Genomic DNA, 26,006 nt, shown 5'->3' on the forward strand with positions numbered 1-26,006 from the left:
ACATTTTCACCTCTATTTAAAGGAATGTGAGTGGCGTTTCAATCACAGTGACCCAAAGTCGCAATTACTACAATTAAAACAATTACTACAATTAAAACAATGGGTTAAACAGGGTTTGAACTAGTTATCTAGGACAGCCCCAAAAATATGAACACTCATGTCAGTACGTAATGATTTATAACCTGAGAAATTACACTTTACTACATGTTGACATATTTGACCCCTGCCGTCAAATCCGTACACTTAAACTTGGGAGATTTTAGTTACGCAGCCTGATGATAAAAATCAAACCACACCTGTCTTGGCGATCTATAGCCTAAACCCTTTTGAATTCTTGTCTGATTGTAGTAAAGCTCGATATAGCCGATAATATCGTTGATGGCTGTGAATCTTGTTTTATAGTCTTGATGATATACCAGCTCATTCTTTAATATGCCCCAGAAGCTTTCTATTGGAGCATTGTCGAAACAATTGCCCTTACCACTCATCGAACCTGTAAACTGATGCTGCTTGATGATCTTGTGGTATGCATGACTACAATACTGGCTGCCTCTATCAGAGTGCACAATCAATCCTTGGCTTGGACGTTTATTCTTGATGGCCATGTTCAATGCTTTACAGACTAAATCTGCGGTCATGCGCCTGTTGATGGTGTAGCCAACCAGCTCTTTGGTATACAAGTCTTTCACTCCGGCTAAGTACAACCAACCCTCATTTGTCCAAATATAGGTGATGTCACTGACCCACGCTTCATTAGGACGTTTAACGTCAAACTTCTGATCCAGAACGTTTGGATAGACTAGCTTTTTATGATCGGAGTCGGTTGTCACTTTAAAGCGCTTATGACGACGGCATTTGATACCATACTCTTCTTTAATTCGTCGAACCATATATAGGCTAATATCGTGCCCTTGCTCGGTTAGCTTTGCATGCAGTCGCTCAACACCATAGCGCTCACAAGTTTCACTGTGAGCGGCTTTCACCAGTAACTCGCAATGATTGCGATGTATCTGCTGCTTGCTGATATCGCGACTCAGCCAGTCGTAGTAGCTTGAATGCTTAATCTTTAGTACACGACACATAGTAGAAATGCTGAAGAGGGACTGGTTATCTTTAATAAAGGCGTACCTTACTAGCTGTGTTTGGCGAAGTACGCCGTCGCCTTTTTTAATTCTCTCGTTCCTCCTCGGCAACTTTAAGCTGTCGTTTGAGGCGCTTGTTCTCTTCTATCACCGCCATAAGCTGTGGATCGTACGGCTTAGTTCCTTCAAGCTTGCCCTGATTGGATTTGTTATTCCAGTTCGATAGAGTTTGCATTGCGATACCAAGTTGCTTTGCAGTAGCTGCAATATTACCGTTATTGTCTGCTATCTTCTTGACGGCTTCGGCTTTGAATTCTGCACTGTAGGTTCTGATTTTCTTGGTCATGGTAAACTCCTGTAAATGTGCTTAGAAGCTGTATTCACAAGGATAAATAAATTAAAATACTCACATGAATAGAAAGATATATCCAACCGACTTAACCGATGAGCAATGGAGACGCATTGAACCTCACTTTAGCCATCATCGGCGCTATAAATGGGACAAACGAGAGCTAGTCAATGCGGTACTCTACATCACAAAGACAGGCTGTCAGTGGCGTCTGCTTCCTAATGACTTTCCGCCTTACACCACAGTATGGAGTTTCTTTAGGCGAGCTAATCACTCAGGTCTATGGGACAAAATACTACAAGACTTGGTTAAAAAAAGCGATTAAAAGCCAAAAGGGATGCTGAACCAAGTTACGCTATCATTGACTCTCAAAGCGTTAAAACAGCCAGTAAAGCACATGATACAGGCTTTGATGGCGGCAAAAAAATAAAGGGTCGTAAACGCCATATTGTGGTCGATACAATGGGTAACTTACTATCCATTGTTGTTCATGCTGCTAATATTCACGATACCAAATCAGGAAAGTTAGCCATAGAAAAACTACTTAGTGTCTATACTACTATTAAAGCCGTATCTGCTGATGCAGGTTATCGTAGAACCTTTGAGGAACAAATGATGCAAGATTTTAAGCTACCTGTCGATATCTCAACTAAGATTGCAGGTTCTTGGCAGATTATTCCTAAACGCTGGGTTGTTGAACGTACCTTTGCTTGGCTAAATAACTCACGTCGTCTTGCTAAGGATTTCGAAGTTACTGTGACCTCTGCTGAGAATTTCGTTAAGTTGGCTCACATCCATCTAATATTAAGGACTCTTTAGCTTGTGAATACAGCTTCTTAGTTTACCAAGTTTACTTGTACGGTTTCTTCAGCATAGCTCATTTTAACCAGTTGTTGTTAATTTTGGATGTTAATTAACCAATCCTTCTTCTCTACCATTTGAGGTATTCATTGAGTATGATTACATGTCATTGAGTATCATTGAGTATCATTGAGTATCATTAAACAGCTTATAGTGCCTTTTTATTTTTTTATAGTGGGTTTATACCAAAAAACCATTTAAGCGCCTGTAATAGGCAAATTCTTTGCAAATTGAGCTATTTTTAGTTGGACTTATTGAAAAAAGACGATATACTATAATTAGTGGTCAAAAAAAGAGGGCTACCATTTCTGATAGCCCTCTTTACTTTTTTAATCACTAAATACTAAAACGAGCATATGAACACTCATGTCAGTACGTAATGATTTATAACCTGAGAAATTACACTTTACTACATGTTGACATATTTACTCAAGTAAACACCAAAAAAAAGTGGTTATTTTTGTATATGCGTTTATATGCTCCTTACTTTAATTTTAAGGAGTTCATTATGAACCACCCGAAAGTACCAAGCGTTTCAACCCATAAAGGGCATATTCTATATAGGTTGTTACGAGGTGCAAGATTGCGTAACAAACAGCTTTTTCATGAAATTGATACCTGCGCCTCAGGCGCACGGTTTTGTGAGCTTCGTTCTGACGGTTGGGATATACAAGATAAATTTTTATATACTACGACCAAAGAGAACAAGCAAGTTCATGTTAAAGAATATTTCATGAAAGGCGATACGATAAAGGCCTATAAACAGCTTGAGTCTGTTCAGGACTTTTTAAATCGCTATGACAGCAGATACCCAAGTGATAATATCGCTTAACACGTAATTTATTATTTTAGATGTAGAAAAGCTATTAAGATTAATCTTGATGGCTTTTTTATTTCTATGGCTCTGTGATAACAGTGCTAACAGTGCTAAATAATACCTAAAGCTTGGCACAATCTACGTTGCCAACTAATAAACTCATCACTATCCTCCGTTAACTCTAAAACATCTTGAGGATGATTCAAAGTACGTACAGTACCGTATCTCTCTAAATAGCTAATCTTCGGCCAACGTAGTGATCTCTTAACAATTATCCTTAGTATCTTATCAATTTCAGCGTTCCAAGAGTCAATATCTTCAATCTCTATCAGTAAAGTTGACACTGACTTAGAGTTGTCAGTCGTATCTATTTCTAGGATAACAAACTGAGATGATTCAGTTTTAACGATAACCTCAAGTACAGATCGCCTATTACCGTCTATTGTTCTATGTAGCCGAGAACGTCCAACAGCAGGCAAAAAATGCAGTTTCTCAGTACAGTAAATGTTGGGTTGTTCTGATAACCTCTTGATTAGTAGCTTAAAGGCTTCAAATCTTTGCATATAAAGCTCTAGAACATCGCTGTCATCATCAAGTCCAGAGAAGTCAGCTTGGCATGCTGTACCGTCAATTGTGGCCTCATCTGTGCTAAGACCTAGCTCTACTAACTCATCATACTCTTCAGCTTCATCTCCCTGTGCGCCTGGCACTCGCTTTTTGACAACCTTTCGAGTCTCTACTGGTCTGGCAAAACTAAAAGATGTTGTTGGAATGTCTATCGTTTTCGATTTAGTATCTACATCAGCCTCTTGCTGATCGTCAATAGTATCCCCAACTGATGCATCAATTGGCTGAGAACCGCTACTTTTTCCTCCACCTCCTGTACCAACTTTAAACCTCTCGCTAAAAAACTGTACTTTTTTAGTCAAAGATGAGGGAATATTACTAATACCTATAATTTCATAGACATGGTAGTTGCCCGTCTTTTTATCCATCCAGCCTGTGGTCTCTAACGATATACTTTCAAGTTGTGGAGGATCAAATTGAAATACCCATACCTTCTTGTCTTCATCATCTTTAACGTCATTTATAAAATGCTTAGCAATACTTTCATACGAATGTCGAGCATTATCATCTAATAATATCCACGCTAATAAACGCCTTTGTCCTTCATTTTCGAAGACTTTTAGAGGTAAAGAACTTGCAGGCGATACATTTACTAACACTGAGTCATCTTGTGTGTCTTGAGCCCTAAACTCTCTAGTCAATATCCCATGATCCCTGCAGTTTTGGGCAAGATAAGCATTATGAAAAAACAAAACTCGTGCAAATTCAATTTGAGGTATATGAACGGTGACTCTTGGCTCACCTGATCTGACATAGTCAAACACAAAGGTATTACCACCACTTTCTAAGTCGATACCCACTTGCCAATCAAAAGTAGAGATATCCTTCAAAATTAGTGGATAACCACCTTTACGAGACTGCCCATCTGAAGGGTTTATGATTCTTCTTTTTGCTATAGCTGGTAAGTTTGATAGCCGAGTATGTAATATCTGATCTTGATCTTCACTTTTTATGCAAAGCTCAAGGTTCCATGATTTCAAATGTTTAAATTTAAAAATATTAGCAATATACCGTATTTGAGCGTCTTCTGGATAGCCTTTTACTTTCATATACTCACCTTGCTAATTCGTCTATTCACAATATTGTGAGCCTTTGCTAAAAATCGACTGGACTCGTCAGTAATTCGCTCATCACTTAACCCAGCTAGCCGTAATATCTCCCAACGCTGTACAGATTCTTTTTTTAATAAGTTGTCAATTAATACACGGCTTAATCGTCTAATCTGATAGTCACTAATATCTTCACTGTATTGATCTAAAAACCTTGATACTACAGGTAGTTTATCCAAGTTTTTCTCAATAAGCGAAACCGCACCAATTTGTTGTACCCACCATTTTTTGGATTTACGAGGCAGTGTTAAATCGATGCAGGTTTGCCTATCTAGGTTAATTAAAGCTTTTACTAACTCAATATCTCGCCTTTGCCAGTCAACAATAAGGCCTTTAGGTATATGAGGCTTATGATAGATCTTGTTAGTATTCATAAGCCACTGCTTATCGTTTCGATATAGCCATGCATACAGTGCTTGATTTGCTTTTCTGGCTTCTTTAACAGAGGACTTATTGCTCTGTATCAGTTTTAACCAAACAGTTCGGTTTGCTTCAATAACTCCTATATCAACTTTAAGTATGTTTTTAGTCTTTCCTTTATCTGCAAGTTGCTTAAGTGGCTGACTTTTTACTTGATCAATTACTTCTGCAAAAGTCCAAGGTTCACCTTCGAACATAGAAGCAATAACGACGATATGCTCGACATAACTAAAGGACTTACGATGTTTACGAAAAATACCCCGAAGCCAACCTGTTTCACTCTCAAGATTACTTAAGTTATTTGACTCTAGAAACTCTAATGACCATCTTTTCTTCACTTTTTTTAAAATACGCTGATGATCTATATGTTGAGAGCCTCTAATACAGTCATGAGAACGAGCCAAGCTTCGATAAAAGACAGTCCACTGCTCTAGGCTTGGAGAAGCTTGTACGCCAAGAGATAATAGCTCAGCTACCTTCACTGCAATAAACAAATCATCTTCACTAATACGCTCTTGGGTATGCACTAAACAATCTCTGGTATTGGGGGCAATAAAGTCATGTCGAGAAGTTGGTCTAAACTCGATTAACGAATCCTTTAATCTAATGCCATGCTTGATACAGCAGCTCACCCCTGAAACTTGCCAAAGACGTGACCAATACCACTCACCATGAGCTTTAAATTGTTCTTTAAAACATTGAGGACAATAACGAATATACTTCAAGGCAGGAAGCCTGGATGCGTTGCTACCAATAGACAAATGAATAGCACCTTGCGAATGTCCAGCCATCCATCTCAAACACTCCTGCCTTCTATTTTCGGGAATAAAAGGAGCATACAAAGGAAAAAGAGTGTGTTGATAGGCAATATAATCTAAGTTGAAAGTATCCTGAGGGTAATGACCGATAATCTTAGACAAGTGACAAGGTAAGTCAACGGTTGCAACAACGCCCCTGTCTTCAAAAACGTCATCTAACAGCTGTTTTGGGCTCATTAATCCAGCCCTAACCTTATACCTAGCAACTGTGCTATAGATCAACTCATCAGGATATGGCATGGGAAGATTAATCATACTAGCCTGCTTTAGGTAACCAATCGTCGACATCAAAAATTAACGATGTATTAGTTTTTAAATGCTCATAGAATGTTTCACTTTCATCTCTTTGGCTGAACTGAAAGCGCAGGTCGTCAGAATCTAAAGTATGCCAATCCTTCTGTTTAACAGACTTAGTCTTTCTTGTAGATACTTTCGTCTTAGAAGCACTCTTAGTTTCGTTATTATCTAGATCTAGCTTAGCTTCTTTCAGCCAGTCCAAAATAATAGTTATTAAATCAGCTATAGTGGCTTCTGGTAGCTCAGCAACAGCTTTTTTAACTGTGGGGACTAAAAGAGGAGACTCCTGTCCTAGGTCTACCAGCATACGATGTAATCTAATACTTAACTCATGACCTTGATATTCTAATACTTCATCAAACTCATCTCTTTTTTGATCCAGCTTACTTTGAAGCTGTAATAACTTTTTATCAATATCTGGTACTACCAGATCTGAAAACTGAGCAATTCTATCAGCTCTACCCGACTGTAAGGCCTCAATCATAGGATGAATAGGCTTTAAATCCTCCTCATAAGTATTTTGCAGCAATTTGACAGTAATACGCTCTAGTCCTGAATCTATAGCTCTTAGCTGAGCAAGAACGTAAAGCTTAACGACAATATCTAAAACTCCTTGAGATAATTCATACCAACGATCTCTTATATCTTCAGATAATGTGAGGTCAGCCTTTCTTAACCACTGATACTTCCATAAGTGATCTGTAAGTTTATTCCATTCAGATTTACGTAAAGTCCCATCATCTTGCGTAAAGTTACTCTCTTTAGCTAACTGTTCCCAAAAAATTGAACCAAATCCAGCACCACGACGAGCAGATCTAAAATCTCCTTCAAAGATAAATCTTGCTTTTGGTGTGCCAACCATAACTACGGGTAGACCTACTGTATTAACTAGAGTCACAAAAAAATTCAGCATTTTTTCAGCACCACCAGATTTATTAACACTCAGGTGCTGTATCTCGTCTATCACCAATAGACCTATAGCATGATGATTAGATATTTGACGCATTAAATTAAGCAAAGTTTCGACACTATGGCGCTTCAACGCATACTTTTGTTCATAATTAGAATCTAACGCTTGATCAATTGCTCTAAAGAAGTGAAGGCAAAGGCTTTTAAGAGATCCGTCGTGAGGACAATCTACCCTTAAATAAACAATTTGAGTAAAATTAAATTTAGGGTGATAAATAACTTGAGGATAAGTAGATAAAATCTTATTGAGAGTGGTCGTCTTACCACTCCCCGAGCAACCTATAAACGCTAAACTAAGCGCTGTCGAATTTACTTGAGGGAACTCAATGACATCATCTTTACCAGACATCAAACGCTCATAACCATTTTGAAGTCGAGCATTCAGTGAACCATCCTTGAGGTTACGCCCAACATACCCTTGTCGAATCATGATTGATAATTTTTTCTCAAGGTCAATGTGCCTAGTGATAGGGTAAAAAAACTGCCCCATCATTTGAGAAATTAAATGTGCTCGAACAGAAGATGAAGCTTGACAGTCAGATTGATTAAAATCAATTTTACTTTTTATGCTTCTAACAACTTGTCTTGGCTCTAATATCTCAGGCAACGCTTCAATAAAAGGATTGCCTTTATAGCTGCCAAAACTTTCCTTATAAACTGCATTAACTATCATTGCTCTACTCTTCTCAATCAGTCATCTTCAGATAAAACATCATAATAAACAGGAAACTTGAGCGCTAAATCTTCCTCACTTAAATTTGTCAAATTTTTATTACTGCTCGCCTCTTTATGGAGCTTAATAAGTCTTCCTTTTGCACTTTTATTTTTTTGCCTGGCTTTACGCTCATCATCCTTTGCTCTTTTTCTGTTATTACTTATATTAGCTAACTGGTTTGCTTTGGTTTTAAAGGCGTTTGGCTTAGCTTTGATAGCTTCTTGAATGATTTTTTCATTTTCTCGCTCAAGCTCTTCTAACGCTAAACTACTCTTAAGCTTCTGGTTAGCAGCTGTTCTCTTCTGCTCAGCCTGTATTTGCCACACTTCCCAAAAACTACAGCCTTTAAACTCTCTTGAGCGATCAGATAAATGAGCCTTCCAATAATTAAGACTATTCTGCTCATAAAATATATAGATTGTATCGGCATCTAAAGGATCGTACCCAACCTCAAGCGATTTAGGTCTATGAATTGTATTTTTTCGGTGTAACCAACCCTGTTCTCTGATTTCAGAGCAAATATAATAGTTACCAAAAAGCTTAATACCTAAGTCTGATAAAGTAGCTTTCTTTCGAGGCAACAGCGCAATATACAAATCTTTCGCTGAAACAGAGCGAAGTCTACCTGTACGATGTTGTAACCCCCAGTTCCATAACTCAATAGGAACTAAAGGTAAATCAGCAGGCATATCACTGTCTCTATCGTAGTGACTTAATTGGTGAGCATTGTTATGCATCAAAATTGAATTAATAATAATTTTCTTAAAATCCAAAATGGTTAAAGCAGCATCTAAACGGTAGTCATTTCCCCCCTTCTTTTTCTCTTTAACCCCTGTGACTACGCCTGGAGCAAAGGGTTTGAACTTTGCCTGCATAGTTTTAAAGTATCGTTCCACTATAGGTTTTAAATCACCACGATAAGGAGGCGTATTTTCGACTCGAACCGAAAAGCTTTTTTCTAAGGTTTCAATTTGATGACCCAATAGCTCACCACGATCTGCAAGAATAGCATCAGGTAAACCTATACATGGCCAGTCATCAGCTGTGATATTAATGCCATACCTCTTACAGTAACTTTGCTTATCCGCTACCGCCATCTCTAGGGCTTGAATACTCGTAGCATAAGAAGGATTTTCAAATCCTATGTAAAAGCCTGCTACCATACGACTAAAAACATCTGTGACGAAATAAATTACTGGACGACCGACAACACTCTGTCTATCTGAATCAGATACTAAATAGATATCTGCAATGGTAGCGTCAATCTCATATCGTGAGCCAGGACCTAGAACCTGCGTGTTAACCGTTGACCTTAACTGCCTTACATCCTTGTTATAGCTAATTTTATTATGCCTAGCCTTAAGTTTTTGGACAGAAGTAAAGTGCTTGTTATAGTTATAAAAGTATTTAAACTGCCAGATACTAGGAAAATCCTCTTCTTTAACTTCTGGATTTAGAGAACGATACATTGCTTTAAACTTTCGGTACGCATAAACAATGGTATATTTGCTATCGTTTAAGAGGTACTTATTTATAATAATTGAGAAGAGCCTTTCTATATCCTCATTAATAATGGCAGTAGTACCTTCCTTATAAACTCTAGGTCTCCCTAACTCTTTATTTTTAGCAATACGCTTCTTTCCTTTTGCTCCAGAGTTTTTATAGTTTGGAAGTAATGCATTAGGTACTTGGCCTCTTTGCCAATACCTACGCAGTAGCCGATACAGTGTTTGCTTTGTGCTTCTTTTAGCGTCAACAATCTCGTTAATAAATTTTGCTCGTTCTTCTGGAAGATAGTACAAAGGATGGCTTACAATAGGCTTAATAAGCTCATAGCTTTCATCTCTTTTTAACTGAGCTGTACTACCCTCCTCAGGCGCTTGCAAAAGCAAACCTTGATAAGGATCATCGGTGATATAACATATGCCCTCTTCAATTAGATTTACTAATTCTTTGATAGGTATAAGCTCAGGCAGTGCAGATGTACGATCTATATCAATCCAAACGACTTGCTCTGGTAAAAGGCTTAATATTCTATACCTTGAGCCTTGATTACTATAGACATCATTGATTCGCAGCATATCTAAGCTCCTCTGTCATTAAGCCCCAATATTGGGAGTCACTCGTATGAATGTCACTACATTTTAATCTCCTGAAATCTATACGAAGATCGAATATCAAGAACCTCAATCCTAATAGTCTTCTTAACTCATTTAAGGAGCTACCTACTTCATCGAAATAAGCTCTATCAATATCTCTGCACAGGTCAATAATGCTTTTGTCAGGATTTTTAGTAAGCTCATGAGCATAAAAACTTAAACTGTCATAAACATCTAAAGAGCTATCTTCTCTAGCCTCTGGATAAAGCCATTTAATGTTATTTTGAACATCTATAGGTATATCTTTTTCAGTAACTAACTGCCACTGAACACCTTTCGAGCTCCAGTATCGTCGTTCTATTTCTAATTTCTCTATGACTCTAGGCTTCATTAGCTCTTCTGAGTACTTAGCTTGCAAAACAAATTGGCTAAACTCTTTATTAGAGCTCACAACATAAAAGTCTGAGGTCATGACATGTATATTGCCTCTCATAGCAGGATGCTTTACTTGCATGTTCTCTGCAATCTCAAGAGTCTCATCGAATTTAAGAGGAAATTGCTCTCGAATATCTGTGATTTCAGGACTCCACTCAAGAAATAGAAATGTTGCTAATTCTAAATCTGACATCAAATGATGAATACGTCTTGTCTTATGACCGAAGACTCTGTGTGATCGACCTGAAGAGGATATATCAGAAATTTTTATCCAAGGTTTATAGTCAGCTAACTCCCCCTGACCTCTACCTTCTTTAAGCCACTTTTCTTGTTTTTTTGTGAGCATAAAAAACCCCTACTAAAGTTATATAAACTTTAGCAAGGGGTTATGTTGGAGTCAACAGTATGATACTTTATTACTCAGTATGAATCTTTATTACTCGCTGACATTACAATCTATTGTCTAACTGTTTATTATTCGACCGTAACTGACTTAGCCAAGTTACGTGGCTGATCCACATCGGTACCGCGCATAACTGCCACATGGTAAGACAGGAACTGTACTGGAATACTATAAACAATCGGTGCCAAGTGCTCATTGACATCTGGTACATGAATCACATGTAAACGCTCTTCGCTGACCAGTTGGCTCGACTCGCTAGCAAATACAAACAGCTCACCATGACGGGCGTGAACTTCTTGCATGTTTGCTTTTAGCTTATCTAACATGCTGTCTTTTGGCGCAAGCACCACAATTGGCATGTCTTTATCTACTAGAGCCAATGGGCCATGTTTTAACTCGCCTGCAGCATAGCCTTCAGCATGAATATAAGAGATTTCTTTTAGCTTTAACGCGCCCTCTAAAGCCAGTGGGAATTGTACCCCGCGGCCTAAGAACAAGGTGCTGTGTTTGGCTTCAAACTTCTGACCCATAGCTTCAATCGCCTGATCTAAGTTTAAGCTTCTATCAAGCTGACCTTTTAGCTTATGCATCTCAGTCACAATCTCAGATAACTGCTCTGGTTCAATACGCTGCTGCACTTTACCCACTTTCAATACCAACAACATCAAGGCTGCCAACTGCGTGGTGAAGGCCTTGGTTGACGCTACCCCAATCTCAACACCAGCCAGTGTTGGAATAAAGATATCGGTTTCGCGAACTAGAGAGGAAGTCGCTACGTTACAGACGCTTAGAGTAGTTAGGCCTTTAATTTCACCAACTTTAGCTCTACGCTGTGTTTCACGAAGGGCAGATAAGGTATCAGCGGTCTCCCCTGACTGAGAAAGACAAATAATTAAGGTGTCATCTACTACTACGGGATTACGGTAGCGGAACTCACTCGCCACTTCCACAGAACAAGGCAGGCGGGTTAAGTTTTCAAACCAATATTTGGCAATCAAACCAGCATGATAACTGGTACCACAAGCCAAGACTTGAATATTACGCACTTTAGCCAAAAGCGCTTCATGACGCTGTAAAAATTCTTCTTTCAAATCGTTGCTAGTCGCCCCCATCTCAACGGTACGGGCCACTGCATCAGGCTGCTCATAGATTTCTTTAAGCATATAGTGCTTAAACTCACCTTTATCAGCATTATGGTTTTTTGCATCAAGCTCAGTAATGTTACGCTCTACAGGCTGACCGTCGGCAAATACCTGAATACTGTCGCGCTTAATAACCGCAATATCGCCTTCTTCAAGATACATAAAGCGGTTAGTTACTGGTAATAGTGCCAACTGATCAGAGGCAATAAAGTTCTCTCCAATACCCACTCCGATAACCAAGGGTGACCCTAAACGAACAGTGATTAGCTCATCAGGATTGTCCACATGAATCACGCCTAAAGCAAAAGCACCATGTAATAAAGGAACAATCTTCTCAACGGCCTTTAATAAATTATTGGTTTCTTTATAGGCTTCGGCTACTAAATGCGCCACGACCTCTGTATCCGTTTCAGAAGTGAAAGTATAACCTTTCTCTATTAATTCTTCTTTTAGCGGACCATAGTTCTCAACGATGCCATTGTGAACCACCGCCACTTTACCTGAAACGTGTGGATGGGCATTGTGTTGAGCAGGCTCACCATGAGTCGCCCAACGGGTATGAGCAATACCAATATGACCTTTAAAGCTTTCACTATTATTTTTTACAGCATCTACTAAGGCTTGTACCTTACCCACTTGACGCTCACGGTGTAGCTCACCTTCATGGATAATGGTCAAGCCAGCTGAGTCGTAACCTCTATACTCTAAACGCTTCAGGCCTTCTAACAATACATTTGATATATTACGCTCTGCTACCGCACCCACTATTCCACACATAAAAAATCCTCAAATCATGGTTACTGACAAGGTATTATAATAGAGCCCATCCTGTTTGGCCTGCTCTGCTCTTTACTCATCAATATAATTAACTGTTACTAGCTGTTTAAATTCACAAAACTTTTTAATGGGCTTTTTGAGCCCATTTTCTTAAGTATAGGGACATCAATAATTAGATTAATTCTTTTTTTCAGGACGCTGATAGTTGTCTTTTTGAACCTGACGTCCTCGGCCAATCGCCAATGCCTTGTCTTCTACATTTTTGGTAATTACTGAGCCTGCCCCAATGGTTGCTGTATTGCCAATATTAACCGGAGCCACCAAGCAAGCATTGGTACCAATAAAGGCATTGTCGCCCACGATGGTCTGATGTTTATTGACCCCATCATAGTTGCAAGTAATTGCCCCAGCACCGAAGTTAACGCCAGCTCCTAGCTGTGCATCGCCCACATAGCTTAAATGGTTGACCTTGCTACCCTCGCCAATGTGGGATTTCTTAATCTCCACAAAGTTACCCAAACGGGTCTTTTTGGCCAATACCGATTGGGGACGCAAATGAGCAAAGGGTCCAATCGTTGCCTCCTCTCCCACTTGCGCTTCATCAAAGACGCAGTAAGGTTTGATATGCACATTATCACCAATTTGGGTGTCTTTAATAATACAGCCCGCTTCGATGGTCACATTGCTACCTAGGCTTACTTTGCCTTTGAACACCACGTTGATATCAACAAACACATCTTGACCGACGCTGACTTCACCACGAATATCAACCCGACTTGGGTCAGCAAACTGCACCCCTTGAACTTGTAAATCTTCTACCAATTTAGCTTGCCAACTACGCTCAAGACTGGCCAGCTGTTGACGGTTATTTACCCCTTCAATTTCAAACTCATAATCGGGTTCAATAGCAGTAATTGCAATCCCATCCTCTACGGCCATTTTCACAATATCGGTTAAATAGTATTCTTGTTGAGCGTTATGATTAGACAAGTTTGGCAAGTACTTGTGCAATAAGGTATTGTCTACACAGTAGATACCACTATTAATTTCACGAATGCCCTGCTCTTCTTCATTGGCATCTTTTTGCTCAACAATAGCAATAATATTACCCTGCTCATCGCGTTTAATACGGCCCAATCCAAAAGGATTATCGACGGTTAAGGTCAACATAGACATCCCTTCAACATTGGCCTCTTTTAGACGTGTCAAAGTTTTGGCACTAACTAGGGGAACATCACCGTATAAGATTAAGCTTTTGCCCTCAGTTGGCAACTCTGGCAAAGTCACTTGAACCGCATGACCTGTACCTAACTGTTCAGTTTGCTCAACCCAAGTTAGCTCATAATCTTGCATCGCCTGCTTTACCTGACTACCGCCAAATCCATAGACCACAATGGTCTTATCTACATTCACACTTTGACAAGTGTCTAGCACATGGGCCAATAAGGGCTTGTCTGCCAGCGTTTGTAAAACCTTAGGTTTGGCAGACTTCATACGGGTACCTTTACCCGCTGCAAGAATAATCGTCGTTAGTGTGGTAGTCATAAGCAGTTAACTCTTAGCGAAATAAAAAAATAGCGAAAATAAAAATCGAATTAAATGGCAAAAACCTATGGCTAATGGTTTATGGTAATGGTCACCCAAAAGCCGTTATTTATCTAAAATAATACAGCAAAACTAATAAAATGGATTCAGTTGCACTATTGTTGCCTGAGGCTTCTTATAAAATTTTTATCCAAGCTCTGGCATTATATTCTTTGGCTATCTACTAATATTGGGCCCCATGACTGTATAGCTAAGCCCCGTAACCACTAGGATAAAATGTCACAATACTAGCCACAATCATCAGCCAAGCTACTAAAGCCATAATGCCGGCTAAAATATCATCCAACATGATACCTAAGCCGCCCGTTAGTTTTCTATCCGCCCACCTGATAGGATTAGGCTTAGCAATATCAAAAAATCTAAATAAAATGAAAGACAGAATTATCGCAAGCCAGTAGTAGCCTAGGGTCAAATATTGCGGAGCATAAGTCATTATAAAAGACAGAGGCAGTAAGCTGATCCACATGCCCGCCCATTCATCCCAAACAATATGCGGGTCATCATGGACTTGCATCAACACTGAAGTTCTATCGCAGATCCAAATCCCTACTATACTTGCTACTAAGCTAATAACCAAGAAGGAAATGAAACCCAGCTGTAATAAAGGCAAAGCTATGATTAAACCGCCTAAAGTTCCCCAAGTCCCTGGCGCCCGTTTGGGTAACCCGCTCCCCAAACCAATTCCCAACCAATATACCACCTTATCCAGCAGACTGGCCCCTAAAGGCAAAGGAGGACATTCATTGGCTTTACTAATATCTGGCTTATGGTTCATATTAGAATCTAGTGACATAGTCGCTCCCTCATAATCATTGGGCTAATTCTAGTTAAATTTTGGGTTAGCTACTAAAATGCTGATAGCCGTGTAAGTTTGGAAAGCCATCAAAAGGATAAGGCGCTTGCTCGGTAACGGCAGTGCCTTGATAGGTAAGCTCAATAGCTGATGACCCAAAGTTAGTGTTACCGACTGGCTGCACTTGTTGCAACTCTATCACCTCACCAATACAGGTTACCGGGGTAGACACTGAAGACAGTAAGTCTTGGGATAACTGCACCGATGCCGGCAGGGTAAATACCAACTCATAGTCATCTCCGCCTGTCAGCTGACAGCGTAGTCTTTCGGCCAACTCTACTTGCTGTAAAGGCTTACTTGTTGGTAGCTGGTCCAATTGTAGACTCATAGCCACCTGACTTTGCTGACATAAGTGCCCTAAATCCTGAACTAGCCCGTCAGAGACATCCATCATCGCCGTTGCCAAGCCAATACTGGCAAGCTTTTGACCTAAGATGCTGCGCGGAGTGGGCATATGCAGTCGATGAGCCAACTGCTTTCCAACCTCAGTTTCGGGATAATTAAGAGCATAACTGGCATCGCCTATAGTGCCGGAAACATAGATTTTATCCCCTACTTTAGCCCCACTGCGATAGACAGGTTGAATGGCCACAGGCAGTATCCCATTTGCAGTGATACTAATAATCAGCTTATCGTTACGGGTGGTATCCCCACCAATCAGTCTTACACCAAACTGCTTGCACGCATGAAACAACCCCTTGGCAAACTCCCCCAACCATGTCTCGTTGGCGAGACGTTCAGGCAAGGCCAAAGCCAATAAGATACTGTGAGGTTTGGCGCCCATGGCCACGATATCAGAAACATTAACCGCAACCGCTTTATAACCAATAGCAAAGGCCAATTCAGATACCTGTTGCCAATCTTCACTAAAGTGCCGACCTTGAACTAAAGTATCAACACAAGTGAGCCACTGGCTAGGCGCATTGATGGCTACTACTGCAGCGTCGTCTCCCAAATCCTTGATAATGGCCGTATGTTCAATACTTGCTCCCTCGGTATCTTGGGCTTTGAAATAACGATAAATGAGCTCAAATTCAGTCATCATTCTTCATCCTAAAGTTTGATAGAGTCACTACCTATTGTAGTCGCTTATGAAGCCCGTCTTTTTTAAAGCCAAGCCAAGACCACTTAAATAAAAGGCTATCTATCAGGTTCAATAGATAGCCTTGCCTTGATGTCTAAAACTTAATAAACCTTAGCCTCTATCTGGCTATTTTTTTGATTTGAGTCCAATTCGCAGTTTTGGCTGGCGCGGTTGTTGCTCCGCCTCTACAGTTTTTGGCGCTTCAGTCGTGGCTTGCTCAGCGTTGTCCTGTTCAACCACAGCCTCTTCCGCTTGTGCTGTACTTAACTGATCCGCTTTGGCTTGCTGCTTTTTCTGCTTATAGCCTTTGCCTTTATCGGCTTCCACTTCAACAGTACGTAGCTCTGCAGCCAGTTTATCCATTACCGCATTGATAAGCTTATGAGCATCGGTTGCACCAAAATGGGTATTGAGCTTCATGGCTTCATCAAGAACAACCTTATAAGGAATGTGCAAGCTGTGTTTTAGTTCATAGGCACCGATAAGCAGCACCGCATGCTCCACCATGTCAATCTGATCAATCTGGCGGTCTAAATGTTGTGCAATTAAAGCTTCTAGCACATCAATTTGCTCAGGTATTTCACGCATCATACTGTGATAATAACCCAGGTGTACGGTGTGCATAGCATTGCTGGCACGAGTACGCGCTGCAATATCATGAGGAGGGTTTTCTTTCCACTCACTCATTCCTGTTTGCTCAAAGCGATGATCCGTCATCAACCACTCATACAGGCCTTGTAAAGCAAAACGACGTGCCTTACGCACAGCAGCGTGACTGGTCTTGTAACTAGATTCATTTATATCAAACTGGTCGTTTGATTGAGGGTTGTCTTTAGTATGTGCCGGATTTTGAGTGCTCATGTATATAAATACCTATCATCAAAGAGCGAGCTTTGACATTACTATGGGTTATTAACTAAAAATATTTTAGGGACAAAACCACCGCAGTCGAAACTGCGGCAGCAACTCACAGGATAAAAAATTTAACCGAATAGGAAAACTGATTTAGTCTTCTTCATCATAATCAACATCAAGTTGAGACAACACAGCGATCATCTCAAGCGCTACCATCGCAGCTTCAGCGCCTTTGTTGCCCGCTTTAGTACCTGAACGTTCAATGGCTTGCTCGATGGTATCTGTGGTTAAGATACCGTTAATGACTGGGATGTTGTAGTCCATAGAAACGCTAGCTAGACCGCTTGCAGAGCTATTGGCTACCACATCAAAGTGAGGCGTACTACCACGAATTACTGCGCCCAATGCCACAACCGCATCGAAACGGTCTGATTCTGCAGCACGCTGAGCGGTCAATGGCAGCTCGAATGCACCAGGCACACGAATCACACTGATATTGCTGCCAGATACCCCGTGACGCAATAACGCATCAATGGCACCATCTACTAGTGACTCAACAACAAACGCATTAAAACGGCCCACTACGATACCGATACGGGCATCTTTATTTTGATATAAATTGCCTTCAATATGAGTAATGGCTTCACGTTGCTTTTGTAAATCTTGCATAACGACATCCTAATCCGAATGATGATATAAAATTACAGCTATGATAACATTTTTTAAAGGCGGTTTTAGTAACAATCGTGGTGAATAACTGGGTTAATAGCGACAAAAATGTAACTATTTCACCGCAGCCACTGCTGCTCTCTGTTTTGCCTTGATGAATGGCGCTATAGACGCATCTCAATACCTTGGTCTGCCATAAACTGCTTAGCCTCACCAATGGTATATTCTCCAAAGTGGAAAATACTGGCAGCTAGCACCGCATCGGCGCCGCCTTTGAGTACCCCATCCGCTAAATGCTGTAAATTTCCAACACCACCGGAGGCAATCACCGGAACATTAACCGTACTAGTAATGGCTTTCATTAGCTCTAAATCATAACCTTGCTTGGTACCATCGCCATCCATCGAGGTGACCAGCAGCTCGCCAGCTCCCAAGTCAGCCATCTTAGCGGCCCAAGCCACAGCATCAATTCCTGTGGGCTTACGGCCACCATGGGTAAAAATCTCCCATCTGGGCTCACCGTCTACATCGGCTACCCTTTTGGCATCAATGGCTACCACAATGCATTGGCTACCAAACTTAGCAGCAGCTTCCTCAACAAACTCTGGGGTAAACACCGCCGCTGAGTTAATAGCTACTTTATCGGCTCCGGCATTAAGCAAATTACGGATGTCTTCAATTTTACGCACACCGCCGCCCACCGTTAAAGGCACAAATACTGTTTCAGCAATGCGCTCAACCATGTCATAGGTGGTATCTCTGCCGTGATGGGTAGCGGTAATATCTAAAAAGGTAATCTCATCCGCGCCTTGCTCGTTATAACGACGCGCTACTTCTACTGGGTCACCCGCATCCTTAATATCGACAAACTGTACGCCTTTAACCACACGGCCATTGTCTACGTCCAAACATGGAATAATTCTTTTTGCCAACATTGCCTTCATCCTGTTTCTAAAATTTTGAACAAATACTGCTTTAAGTGAGTGCTGTTTTTTTTGTTTAATCAACCTGCATTATGCCTAGTATCGGTCTAGACCTCTAGCCTTGCCTTCATTTTAGCAAAAAATCAACCCAAAATAGGGTCATTGTCTTTGGATAAAATCTTTGAAGGACTATTGAAACACTAGGACCGATTTTTAATTGATAAATATTAGTGGTTGCACATGGTTTACTGCGGCTATTTAGGCTAATCTATAAAACTATTGGCCTGATTAGCCTGGCTGTGTGCCCTTATGAAAATGAAAAACCGTTATATTAACAGCATGGTGCCCCCCTTTGTTTTACGGTACCTCAAAAAAACAAAGTACCTTGGGCTTGCGCTATTGAGGAGGGGCTACACAATACTGCTGGGGGTACTTTAGAGCGAGTGATGGCAAAGAGTACCGCTACGCCGACCAAGGGTTTTTTGTTTGGTATTTTTTCGACCTTCCTTTTGCAGTCAACTACTCTGGTCTCGTTACTGACCATCGCCTTTTTAAGCACAGGCATGATTACCTTGTCTGGCGGCTTGGCTGTTATCTTAGGGACCAACTTAGGGGCAACCAGTGGTGCCTGGCTTCTGGCCTTAGCCGGTCAAAGTGTCAGCTTAAGCCCTGCAGCGGTTCCGATGTTGGTGGTGGGTGTCTTTATAGGCTTTTTGGACAAGCGGCTCAAGTTTTTTGGGCAAGCTTTGGTTGGTATTGCTTTAATTTTCTTAGGGATTGACTCAATTAAAGACGGCTTTGGCGCCTTTGCTACTATTGAACTCAACAGCATTGAAGCCAGTGGTATTAGCCAAGTTCTGCTATTTACCCTACTCGGCTTTTTACTAACCTGTGTATTACAATCCTCGCATGCCACAATAATCTTATTCTTAGCCGCACTAGCCGCCGGTCAGATCACCCTCACCCAAGGTTTTGCAATTGCCTTAGGCTCCAACTTAGGCAGTAGCTTTACTACTGCTTTAGTAGGTATGCTGAGCAGCGATCGCAATGGACAAAGACTAGCTCTCGCCCATTTAATCTACAACTGGATTACTGCACTACTGGCTCTAATATTATGGGTGCCCTTAACTTATAGCGTAGCTTGGGTCGCAAAAATGGCGGGAATGAACTCCCCCTTATTACAACTGGCTTTGTTTCACACCTTATTCAACGTTTTGGGGGTATCGGTATTTTGGGGCATTCAGAAACAGTTTATTGAAAAACTAAAGCTGTTTTTGCCTGATAAAAGACCGAAAAAACGGCTGCCCGATGACTCTGAGGCGGTTTTGCCGCTTCATCTTCACAGAAACATGTTAAAGGCCACAGACACCGCTATTTCTGCAGTTATTCAAGAAATTCAGCACTTAACTACTTTAGCCTTAGAGGTGATTTGTCACGCCATTTATGTGCCCAATGCTGAGTTGTACCGTCCCACAGGCCGGCTACCCGACCCTAAGCCTCCGCTTAAGCTAGATGTACAAACCATCTATGAGTGGCAAATAAAACCCCTTTATAGCGAGATTTTAAACTTCACCAGTAAGATTGATATCAATCCTCATGGCAAGTTACAGAAGAAGTTGATTGAGGCTCATATTGCCGCATTCCACGTGGTAGAAATAGTGAAGCAAAGTAAGCACTTACAAAAAACATGCACCAATTTTTAAGTAACTCTGACGCTGAGGTTCATCAAGATTATATGGCGCTGCGCCAAAGCCTGTTTGAGATGTTACTTAGCTTTAACGCGGTCCGCTCTTTGTTTCAGCCTAGCAAGGAGTTAGATCCTGAGTCTTATGCCAAACTGCTTGCAGAAAAACAACGGGCATTAACCGCCTTTATTGAAAGCAGTGAAGAGACTCACTTACCTCATGCTCAGGTATTGGAAAAACTCAGAAAAAATAAAATAGACAAAATGCAAGCTTCGTCCTTAATCAATGACATGAACTATGTGCGCCGCATTAAAACCGGATTATCGGAGATACTAATTAGTTTAGACAATAGCCAGTTTAAACAGTAGTCAGTTTAGACAATAGTAAATTATTACAGCAAATTGTCATCAAAGCTGATAGCTGCTACTTGCCGACTTTTAAGTATAATGAGAGTATAGTTAAATACCCAATTACCCCTTATTTTTTAGTTTATCCCACTATTTATTCTTTAACCCTAACTATTAAGAGAGCCTCATGTCTGTTTATACTCACCTTTCAGATGACCAGTTCAAAGATTTTTGTCAAATGTTTGGCGTTTCTTTTGCCAAGGCCATTCCTATCACCCAAGGCATCAAAAACTCTAACTGGTTTATTCAAACCACAGAGGATACAGCAGATAGCCCCTTTTACGTATTTACCTTGTTTGAAGAGCGTCCTCCCGAAGACATTGCCAAAATGGCCACCATCTTGAACCGTCTAAAAGATACTTTGCCGGTTGCTGCGCCTCTGGCCAAAGTAGCGTCTGATACGGACGGATCTTCTACAGCTGAGGGATCCTCAACGGCTGAAGGCTCCTCCCCTTATGTGGCTCATTTTGAAGGTAAGGCCATTACTTTAGTGCCTTGTTTATCTGGGGGACATCCCAAGCACACCACACCGGATATGTGTTATAGCATGGGGCAGGCATTGGCCACATTACACAACGTGCTACAAAGCTTAACGCCAGCCGAAGAGTATGGCGTGCCATTGTATCCTTGGGATCAGGTGCGTGACCGTGAGACTCAGTTTATGCCTGCCGATGAAGCTAAGCTAATGAACGATATTTGGCAAGCTTATGAGGAGTTACCGCTAGAGTCTTTACCTAAAGGTCTTTGTCACCTAGATATGTTCGCTGATAACACCTTATGGGATTTGGAGGACGGTAATGAGAAGCTGACCGGTCTCCTGGATTTCACGGAAGTCAGTGTGGAACATTATGTAATGGACATTGCCATCACTATCAATGACTTCTGTACCACCTGGGGCGACGCGAATGATGGCGAGAGCGTTAATTTCAACACCGAAAAGAAGCAGGCTTTTATCGAGGGCTATCAAAGCAAACGTCCTTTGAGCGCAGCTGAAAAGCAGGCCCTCCCAGTAATGTTGGCCATGGCAGCCGTGACTTTCTGGTTATTAAGACTTAATGTGATTTACTACAACCATGAACAAGGGCGTACCGGCGATAGTATCATGGTAAAAAACCCAGATCTGATGAAGCGCTTGGCTGCTTATCACTGGAATCAAGTTAGCTTCAAAAATAAGTAAAGTATAAATTTGTTTCACGTGAAACATGCCTGCTAAATTGCTGATAATTGTAATTAAATAACAGTTACTCAGAATAGCTAATGACTTAAACTGGTTAAAAGCTCAGTATAGCCAAACACTCAAATAACGTTTCACTAATAGGGATAGAACCATGAGTAATCAAGTTGATGATTGGTACAAATTGGTAGGTTACGATACAAACATTCAAGCCGAACTTCATGCCAACTTAATTAGAAACAACGGTATTGAGGTGGCGTTGCAAACTTTAAGTGCGATACCGGGTATGAATTCTGGAGCTGTACTTTGGGTCCAAAAACAAGAGTTGGCTAAGGCAAAACAAATTTTAGACAGCATTGAAGTGAGTCAAGATACCGACTTCACTCAACAACCAGATAATGAAGAAGATTAAAGGCGGTATAGTGTAAATGTGTCAATTATTAGGTATGAATGCCAATACACCAACAGATATTGGCTTTAGTTTTACCGGATTTCATAATAGAGGCGGTAATACCGATCATCATAGTGATGGCTTTGGCATTGCTTTTTTTGAGCCAAGTGCCTGTAATCTATCCGATCAAAGTCCCGCTCAAAACTCTGGTAGAGGTCTTAGAGTATTCCATGACGATAAGCCCAGCTTTCGCTCACCGGTCGCAGAATTGGTAAAAAACTACCCGATTAAAGCGTTAAACGTGGTTGCTCATATTCGAAAAGCCACTCAAGGTACCAATTGTCTTGCCAATACCCACCCTTTTGTGCGTGAAGTTTGGGGCGAGCAATGGGTGTTTGCCCATAATGGCCAAATGAATGAAGGCTTCATTAAGCGCTGTCAACGTCTGCAAGACAATGGCAATAGTGAATATTGTCGCCCTGTGGGCACCACAGACTCTGAAGCCGCTTTTTGCTATTTGATTAATCGTTTGAAGTCTACTTATAAACAGCGTCCATCAGACCAAGAGCTGTTCAAGTTTTTGACCACTCAATGTCGATATTTAGCTGCCAATGGGTTATTTAACTGTTTATTATCGAATGGGGATTGGCAGCTGGCTTATGCCAATTCGCTGCTCTTTTATTTAACCCGCAAGGCCCCTTTTGGTGAGGCTAAGCTTGCCGATGATGACTTATCCATTAATTTTAGCGATGTCACCACCGATAAAGATAAGGTCAGCATTATCGTTACTGTTCCTTTGACAGAAAACGAAGAATGGCAACAGTTGGCTGTTAATGAGTGTTTGGTGTTCCGTGATGGGGATATTGAATTTAGAGACACGCCGAGCTTACGCAAATACTTGACCATTGAAGAAGGCATCGCTATTGCTAAAGAAGTGGGCGCCAGCTTATAACGCTAAGGCTAAGCCTCTACAACGGTCCTCATTTCGGCAGCTTATAAAAACGGGCCACAGCAGCGTTTAACCTTCTCTCCTGAGCCACAAATACAAGGCTGTTTTTGGGTCAGGGTCATGCTGACGGTAGGGTCTAAGAAATACCAGCTCTCTGCCCCAGTAGTTTCATTTTTTGATGAAGATTTATGGTCTTTTATTTTAACGAAAGTCGACAGCTCATGATGAGCCGATAGCTTGGGACTGCCTAATTGGTCCCCATAATAATAAGCTTTGAATTCTACTTGAGCATGGCACTTACTTACTTTGGGGCTATGATTGATAATCTCCAATCCCGCCCACCTCGTCTGCTCTGCCCACGCTTCAATTGCCGGTTTGTCTAATAAGGCTTGTTGGGCTGGCAGGGTGGTTTTTATGATATAGTCGGTCAAAACCATCACAAAAGCTGAGTATCTAGAGCGCATTAGAGCCTCGCTACTATCAGCACGCTTCTCACCTTGATGTAACGGCTGGCAACATTCACTGTAGGCCAACTCATCGGAGTTTGAGGTAGCTGGCACAGTAGCGTTAGGAGTAATACGACAGGGACAAGTTTTCGATACTTTCGAGACCATAGAAGCAACCCAGATATAAAAAAGAGTAATTATTGTATTCAGTGATAAATTAAACACTTAAAAAGCCACTTAAGCAATCCCATGCCTCCTCATTTTTATTAAGAGCAATTGCTATGCTACTTACTTCACTTTGTGCTGCCACCGTTACTTTGAACTCAGTCGCCTGTCTTAGTGATGTAGGCAACTCTACCGCTGATTCAACCTCTGTCTCGGCCCAAACTGTGGGCATAGACTCCCCTTCTCTAGCAAAACCTACCGCCTCAGAATATTTAGTAGGCGCCGGCAAAGCGGACATTACCGGTCCTGCTGCTGAGACAGGCATGTTTGGTTATGCCGCAAAGCAAGTCGTAACCGGCATTAATGACCGCTTATATTCTCGAGCTTTTATTATTGCTGAAGCCGATGCGGAAAAAAATCGCATTGTTTATCACCAGTCGCCGTAAAACCACCCACTTCAGGGGGTGGATATAAGGCGACACACACTGTCGTAAGAAGTCGTTAAAGGGTTGTAAGTCAAAATTAAACTTGCCATACTAAAGGCATGAAAACCCTCAAACTACGCATTAAAGACAAGCACATAAAAGAGCTGAATCAGCTAAGCGGTTCGGTAAACTTCGTGTGGAACTATGTTAATGCGTTAAGTTTTGAGCATCTAAAACGTACTGGTAAGTTTTTTAGTGCTTATGATTTAAGCCAGTACACCAAAGGAAGCGGTGAGTATTTAGGCTTGCACAGTCAAACACTGCAAGCCATCAATGAAACTCACGCCAAGGCGCGTAAGCAGTTTAAAAAAGCCAAACTTAACTGGCGCAGCAATCGTCCTGATGCAAAACGCAAAACACTGGGCTGGATACCTTTTAAAAAGTCTGCTATCAAATACCTAAGCACAAGACAAACGGGAAAGAAAGTACTGAAATCAACCATACAGCTATCGCTATCTAAAGGTCAAAAGCTCATCATCGATGTATTCGATAACTACAACCTAAGCCTATATCAAATTAACACGCTTGAGATAGTACAAGACAGTCGTAATCGTTGGTATGCGTGTATCACCGTTAAAGACTTTCCTAAGCAAGTAAGTGGCAAGGGCAGCGTTGGAATTGATTTGGGCTTAAAAGAGTCTGCTACTACCTCAATGGGTGATAAACTCACTATTAAGCAAACGCAAAAGTGGGCGAATAAATTAGCAGTAGCCCAGCGTGCTAAGAATAAAAAACGTGTTAAAGCAATCCATGCTAAAATCAAAAACACAAGATTAGACTTAATTCATAAATTCACCACCAAGCTTGTTAAAGCTAACAGCTTGATTGTGGTTGGTGATGTTAAATCACGCTCATTTACAACTAAAAAAAACAAGCTAGCTAAATCGACATACGATGCAGGTTGGTTTGAGCTTAAACGACAACTGTAATACAAATGCAAGCATGCAGGTTGTCAGCTTGAGATCGTAAATGAGAGTTCTCTGCACACGACAAAAAAATCATCCCCACCGGATTTTCATAGGTTTAGGGGTTAAAAAGCTAACTAACTGTCGAAAGACAGTCTTATCATTGTTAAAAAACACCAAACGAAGACCTTCAATCAATAAATCCAGGCCAAGCGCAAACAAACTGGCTTGAGGTCGAGCGTTTGACTTCAACTTGTGTTTTAACGGCTTATCTTTGTCTTTATAAATACCGACATGATAAGCCCAACAAAATGCTAAGGCATTCACTGCGACTAATTTACTGACCCGATCAAGATGGGTTAAGTGGGTATCTTCAAGATTAAAGCCACGCCCCTTTAGACAAGCAAATAAAGTCTCAATTTCCCAACGCTTAGCATAGCTTGCCATCGCATCCACTGTTTCTAGTTGATTGGTTGCGACAATCACTAAA

The 26,006-nt window shown here is 41.0% G+C and carries 23 protein-coding genes and 2 pseudogenes; 10 read left to right on the top strand and 15 right to left on the bottom strand.

The features are described 5' to 3' along the window. Positions 1–263 precede the first annotated feature (263 nt). A protein-coding gene (locus A1019T_RS10135) for an IS3 family transposase (protein WP_095532609.1) occupies positions 264–1,428 on the bottom strand; the annotation gives its coding sequence in 2 pieces (ribosomal slippage) (positions 264–1,173 and positions 1,172–1,428; 1,167 coding nt in all). 64 nt (positions 1,429–1,492) lie between these two features. Between A1019T_RS10135 and A1019T_RS10140 the strand changes: the two genes are divergently transcribed. The 3 genes and pseudogenes from A1019T_RS10140 (at position 1,493) to A1019T_RS10150 (ending at position 3,124) form a co-directional block, all read left to right on the top strand. Beyond that, on the top strand, positions 1,493–1,756 hold the full coding sequence (locus A1019T_RS10140; protein ID WP_077449150.1) for a transposase: 264 nt from the start codon (positions 1,493–1,495) through the stop codon (positions 1,754–1,756). Positions 1,757–1,767: 11 nt separating this feature from the next. Further along, positions 1,768–2,250 (top strand): annotated as a pseudogene (locus A1019T_RS10145) (IS5 family transposase); the annotation flags it as partial. A 550-nt stretch (positions 2,251–2,800) separates the two neighbouring features. After that, on the top strand, positions 2,801–3,124 hold the full coding sequence (locus A1019T_RS10150; protein WP_077449152.1) for a helix-turn-helix domain-containing protein: 324 nt from the start codon (positions 2,801–2,803) through the stop codon (positions 3,122–3,124). A 95-nt stretch (positions 3,125–3,219) separates the two neighbouring features. Here A1019T_RS10150 and A1019T_RS10155 read toward each other — a convergent pair whose 3' ends face one another. The 12 genes from A1019T_RS10155 to hisF all read right to left on the bottom strand — a co-directional run bounded on the left by A1019T_RS10155 (position 3,220) and on the right by hisF (position 18,921). Beyond that, positions 3,220–4,785: a Tn7-like element transposition protein TnsE gene (locus A1019T_RS10155; RefSeq protein ID WP_077449153.1), complete on the bottom strand. Its 1,566-nt coding sequence runs from the start codon at positions 4,783–4,785 to the stop codon at positions 3,220–3,222. Further along, positions 4,782–6,338 carry a TnsD family Tn7-like transposition protein gene (locus A1019T_RS10160; RefSeq protein ID WP_077451541.1) on the bottom strand — a complete coding sequence of 519 codons (1,557 nt, stop codon included), beginning with the start codon at positions 6,336–6,338 and terminating at the stop codon, positions 4,782–4,784. Before A1019T_RS10160 ends, A1019T_RS10155 begins: the two co-directional genes overlap by 4 nt. A gap of 1 nt (position 6,339) precedes the next feature. After that, a complete protein-coding gene (locus A1019T_RS10165; protein WP_077449155.1) occupies positions 6,340–8,022 on the bottom strand; it encodes an AAA family ATPase in 1,683 nt (560 codons plus the stop codon). A gap of 17 nt (positions 8,023–8,039) precedes the next feature. After that, positions 8,040–10,145 (bottom strand): Mu transposase C-terminal domain-containing protein, encoded by a 2,106-nt coding sequence (locus A1019T_RS10170; protein WP_077449156.1) that lies wholly within the window; start codon positions 10,143–10,145, stop codon positions 8,040–8,042. Beyond that, positions 10,129–10,944: a TnsA endonuclease N-terminal domain-containing protein gene (locus tag A1019T_RS10175; RefSeq protein WP_077449157.1), complete on the bottom strand. Its 816-nt coding sequence runs from the start codon at positions 10,942–10,944 to the stop codon at positions 10,129–10,131. The genes A1019T_RS10170 and A1019T_RS10175 overlap by 17 nt, the downstream gene beginning before the upstream one ends. 128 nt (positions 10,945–11,072) lie before the next feature. Continuing rightward, positions 11,073–12,920 (bottom strand): glutamine--fructose-6-phosphate transaminase (isomerizing), encoded by a 1,848-nt coding sequence (gene glmS / locus A1019T_RS10180; RefSeq protein WP_077451542.1) that lies wholly within the window; start codon positions 12,918–12,920, stop codon positions 11,073–11,075. A 177-nt stretch (positions 12,921–13,097) separates the two neighbouring features. Beyond that, on the bottom strand, positions 13,098–14,465 hold the full coding sequence (glmU, locus tag A1019T_RS10185; protein WP_077451543.1) for a bifunctional UDP-N-acetylglucosamine diphosphorylase/glucosamine-1-phosphate N-acetyltransferase GlmU: 1,368 nt from the start codon (positions 14,463–14,465) through the stop codon (positions 13,098–13,100). A gap of 250 nt (positions 14,466–14,715) precedes the next feature. Further along, entirely contained in the window at positions 14,716–15,318 is a 603-nt protein-coding gene (locus A1019T_RS10190; protein ID WP_077451544.1) for a phosphatidylglycerophosphatase A family protein, read from the bottom strand. 46 nt (positions 15,319–15,364) lie between these two features. Then, positions 15,365–16,420: a thiamine-phosphate kinase gene (gene thiL / locus A1019T_RS10195; RefSeq protein WP_077451554.1), complete on the bottom strand. Its 1,056-nt coding sequence runs from the start codon at positions 16,418–16,420 to the stop codon at positions 15,365–15,367. Positions 16,421–16,588: 168 nt separating this feature from the next. Beyond that, positions 16,589–17,323 carry a transcription antitermination factor NusB gene (gene nusB, locus A1019T_RS10200; RefSeq protein WP_077451545.1) on the bottom strand — a complete coding sequence of 245 codons (735 nt, stop codon included), beginning with the start codon at positions 17,321–17,323 and terminating at the stop codon, positions 16,589–16,591. Positions 17,324–17,467: 144 nt separating this feature from the next. Continuing rightward, positions 17,468–17,986: a 6,7-dimethyl-8-ribityllumazine synthase gene (gene ribH, locus A1019T_RS10205; RefSeq protein WP_077451546.1), complete on the bottom strand. Its 519-nt coding sequence runs from the start codon at positions 17,984–17,986 to the stop codon at positions 17,468–17,470. 164 nt (positions 17,987–18,150) lie between these two features. Further along, a complete protein-coding gene (gene hisF, locus A1019T_RS10210) occupies positions 18,151–18,921 on the bottom strand; it encodes an imidazole glycerol phosphate synthase subunit HisF (protein ID WP_077451547.1) in 771 nt (256 codons plus the stop codon). Positions 18,922–19,355: 434 nt separating this feature from the next. On the opposite strand from hisF, the gene A1019T_RS10215 reads away from it, so the two are divergent. From A1019T_RS10215 to A1019T_RS10230, 5 genes are all read left to right on the top strand, one after another. Beyond that, on the top strand, positions 19,356–20,612 hold the full coding sequence (locus tag A1019T_RS10215; protein WP_244156628.1) for a Na/Pi cotransporter family protein: 1,257 nt from the start codon (positions 19,356–19,358) through the stop codon (positions 20,610–20,612). Continuing rightward, positions 20,597–20,962 (top strand): hypothetical protein, encoded by a 366-nt coding sequence (locus tag A1019T_RS13730; protein ID WP_244156629.1) that lies wholly within the window; start codon positions 20,597–20,599, stop codon positions 20,960–20,962. Before A1019T_RS10215 ends, A1019T_RS13730 begins: the two co-directional genes overlap by 16 nt. 166 nt (positions 20,963–21,128) lie before the next feature. Beyond that, entirely contained in the window at positions 21,129–22,178 is a 1,050-nt protein-coding gene (locus A1019T_RS10220; protein ID WP_077451548.1) for a homoserine kinase, read from the top strand. 151 nt (positions 22,179–22,329) lie between these two features. Beyond that, positions 22,330–22,587, top strand: a complete 258-nt coding sequence (locus A1019T_RS10225) for a hypothetical protein (RefSeq protein ID WP_077451549.1) — start codon at positions 22,330–22,332, stop codon at positions 22,585–22,587. 16 nt (positions 22,588–22,603) lie between these two features. Further along, positions 22,604–23,518 carry a class II glutamine amidotransferase gene (locus tag A1019T_RS10230; RefSeq protein WP_077451550.1) on the top strand — a complete coding sequence of 305 codons (915 nt, stop codon included), beginning with the start codon at positions 22,604–22,606 and terminating at the stop codon, positions 23,516–23,518. A 41-nt stretch (positions 23,519–23,559) separates the two neighbouring features. On the opposite strand, the gene A1019T_RS10235 is transcribed toward A1019T_RS10230, so the two are convergent. Continuing rightward, positions 23,560–24,129 carry a YchJ family protein gene (locus A1019T_RS10235; RefSeq protein ID WP_077451551.1) on the bottom strand — a complete coding sequence of 190 codons (570 nt, stop codon included), beginning with the start codon at positions 24,127–24,129 and terminating at the stop codon, positions 23,560–23,562. A 113-nt stretch (positions 24,130–24,242) separates the two neighbouring features. On the opposite strand from A1019T_RS10235, the gene A1019T_RS10240 reads away from it, so the two are divergent. Further along, positions 24,243–24,572, top strand: coding sequence for a neutral/alkaline non-lysosomal ceramidase N-terminal domain-containing protein (locus tag A1019T_RS10240; RefSeq protein WP_077451552.1), 330 nt, complete (start codon positions 24,243–24,245; stop codon positions 24,570–24,572). 98 nt (positions 24,573–24,670) lie between these two features. After that, positions 24,671–25,615, top strand: a pseudogene (locus A1019T_RS10245) (RNA-guided endonuclease InsQ/TnpB family protein); the annotation flags it as partial. On the opposite strand, the gene A1019T_RS13255 reads toward A1019T_RS10245, so the two are convergent. Then, positions 25,610–25,963 carry a transposase gene (locus A1019T_RS13255; RefSeq protein ID WP_425271956.1) on the bottom strand — a complete coding sequence of 118 codons (354 nt, stop codon included), beginning with the start codon at positions 25,961–25,963 and terminating at the stop codon, positions 25,610–25,612. The pseudogene A1019T_RS10245 and the gene A1019T_RS13255 sit on opposite strands and share 6 nt — an antisense overlap. Positions 25,964–26,006: the final 43 nt, after the last annotated feature.

Origin of the sequence: Psychrobacter piechaudii (assembly GCF_900162825.1) — a bacterium.
Classification (GTDB): domain Bacteria; phylum Pseudomonadota; class Gammaproteobacteria; order Pseudomonadales; family Moraxellaceae; genus Psychrobacter; species Psychrobacter piechaudii.

What these genes read in the sequence shown, in the direction of transcription:
- A1019T_RS10140 (WP_077449150.1), top strand. Translation starts at nt 1,493, where the DNA reads ATGAATAGAAAGATATATCCAACCGACTTAACCGATGAGCAATGGAGA.
- A1019T_RS10150 (WP_077449152.1), top strand. Translation starts at nt 2,801, where the DNA reads ATGAACCACCCGAAAGTACCAAGCGTTTCAACCCATAAAGGGCATATT.
- A1019T_RS10155 (WP_077449153.1), bottom strand. Translation starts at nt 4,785, where the DNA reads ATGAAAGTAAAAGGCTATCCAGAAGACGCTCAAATACGGTATATTGCT.
- A1019T_RS10160 (WP_077451541.1), bottom strand. Translation starts at nt 6,338, where the DNA reads ATGATTAATCTTCCCATGCCATATCCTGATGAGTTGATCTATAGCACA.
- A1019T_RS10165 (WP_077449155.1), bottom strand. Translation starts at nt 8,022, where the DNA reads ATGATAGTTAATGCAGTTTATAAGGAAAGTTTTGGCAGCTATAAAGGC.
- A1019T_RS10170 (WP_077449156.1), bottom strand. Translation starts at nt 10,145, where the DNA reads ATGCTGCGAATCAATGATGTCTATAGTAATCAAGGCTCAAGGTATAGA.
- A1019T_RS10175 (WP_077449157.1), bottom strand. Translation starts at nt 10,944, where the DNA reads ATGCTCACAAAAAAACAAGAAAAGTGGCTTAAAGAAGGTAGAGGTCAG.
- glmS (WP_077451542.1), bottom strand. Translation starts at nt 12,920, where the DNA reads ATGTGTGGAATAGTGGGTGCGGTAGCAGAGCGTAATATATCAAATGTA.
- glmU (WP_077451543.1), bottom strand. Translation starts at nt 14,465, where the DNA reads ATGACTACCACACTAACGACGATTATTCTTGCAGCGGGTAAAGGTACC.
- A1019T_RS10190 (WP_077451544.1), bottom strand. Translation starts at nt 15,318, where the DNA reads ATGTCACTAGATTCTAATATGAACCATAAGCCAGATATTAGTAAAGCC.
- thiL (WP_077451554.1), bottom strand. Translation starts at nt 16,420, where the DNA reads ATGACTGAATTTGAGCTCATTTATCGTTATTTCAAAGCCCAAGATACC.
- nusB (WP_077451545.1), bottom strand. Translation starts at nt 17,323, where the DNA reads ATGAGCACTCAAAATCCGGCACATACTAAAGACAACCCTCAATCAAAC.
- ribH (WP_077451546.1), bottom strand. Translation starts at nt 17,986, where the DNA reads ATGCAAGATTTACAAAAGCAACGTGAAGCCATTACTCATATTGAAGGC.
- hisF (WP_077451547.1), bottom strand. Translation starts at nt 18,921, where the DNA reads ATGTTGGCAAAAAGAATTATTCCATGTTTGGACGTAGACAATGGCCGT.
- A1019T_RS10215 (WP_244156628.1), top strand. Translation starts at nt 19,356, where the DNA reads ATGGCAAAGAGTACCGCTACGCCGACCAAGGGTTTTTTGTTTGGTATT.
- A1019T_RS13730 (WP_244156629.1), top strand. Translation starts at nt 20,597, where the DNA reads ATGCACCAATTTTTAAGTAACTCTGACGCTGAGGTTCATCAAGATTAT.
- A1019T_RS10220 (WP_077451548.1), top strand. Translation starts at nt 21,129, where the DNA reads ATGTCTGTTTATACTCACCTTTCAGATGACCAGTTCAAAGATTTTTGT.
- A1019T_RS10225 (WP_077451549.1), top strand. Translation starts at nt 22,330, where the DNA reads ATGAGTAATCAAGTTGATGATTGGTACAAATTGGTAGGTTACGATACA.
- A1019T_RS10230 (WP_077451550.1), top strand. Translation starts at nt 22,604, where the DNA reads ATGTGTCAATTATTAGGTATGAATGCCAATACACCAACAGATATTGGC.
- A1019T_RS10235 (WP_077451551.1), bottom strand. Translation starts at nt 24,129, where the DNA reads ATGGTCTCGAAAGTATCGAAAACTTGTCCCTGTCGTATTACTCCTAAC.
- A1019T_RS10240 (WP_077451552.1), top strand. Translation starts at nt 24,243, where the DNA reads ATGCTACTTACTTCACTTTGTGCTGCCACCGTTACTTTGAACTCAGTC.
- A1019T_RS13255 (WP_425271956.1), bottom strand. Translation starts at nt 25,963, where the DNA reads ATGGCAAGCTATGCTAAGCGTTGGGAAATTGAGACTTTATTTGCTTGT.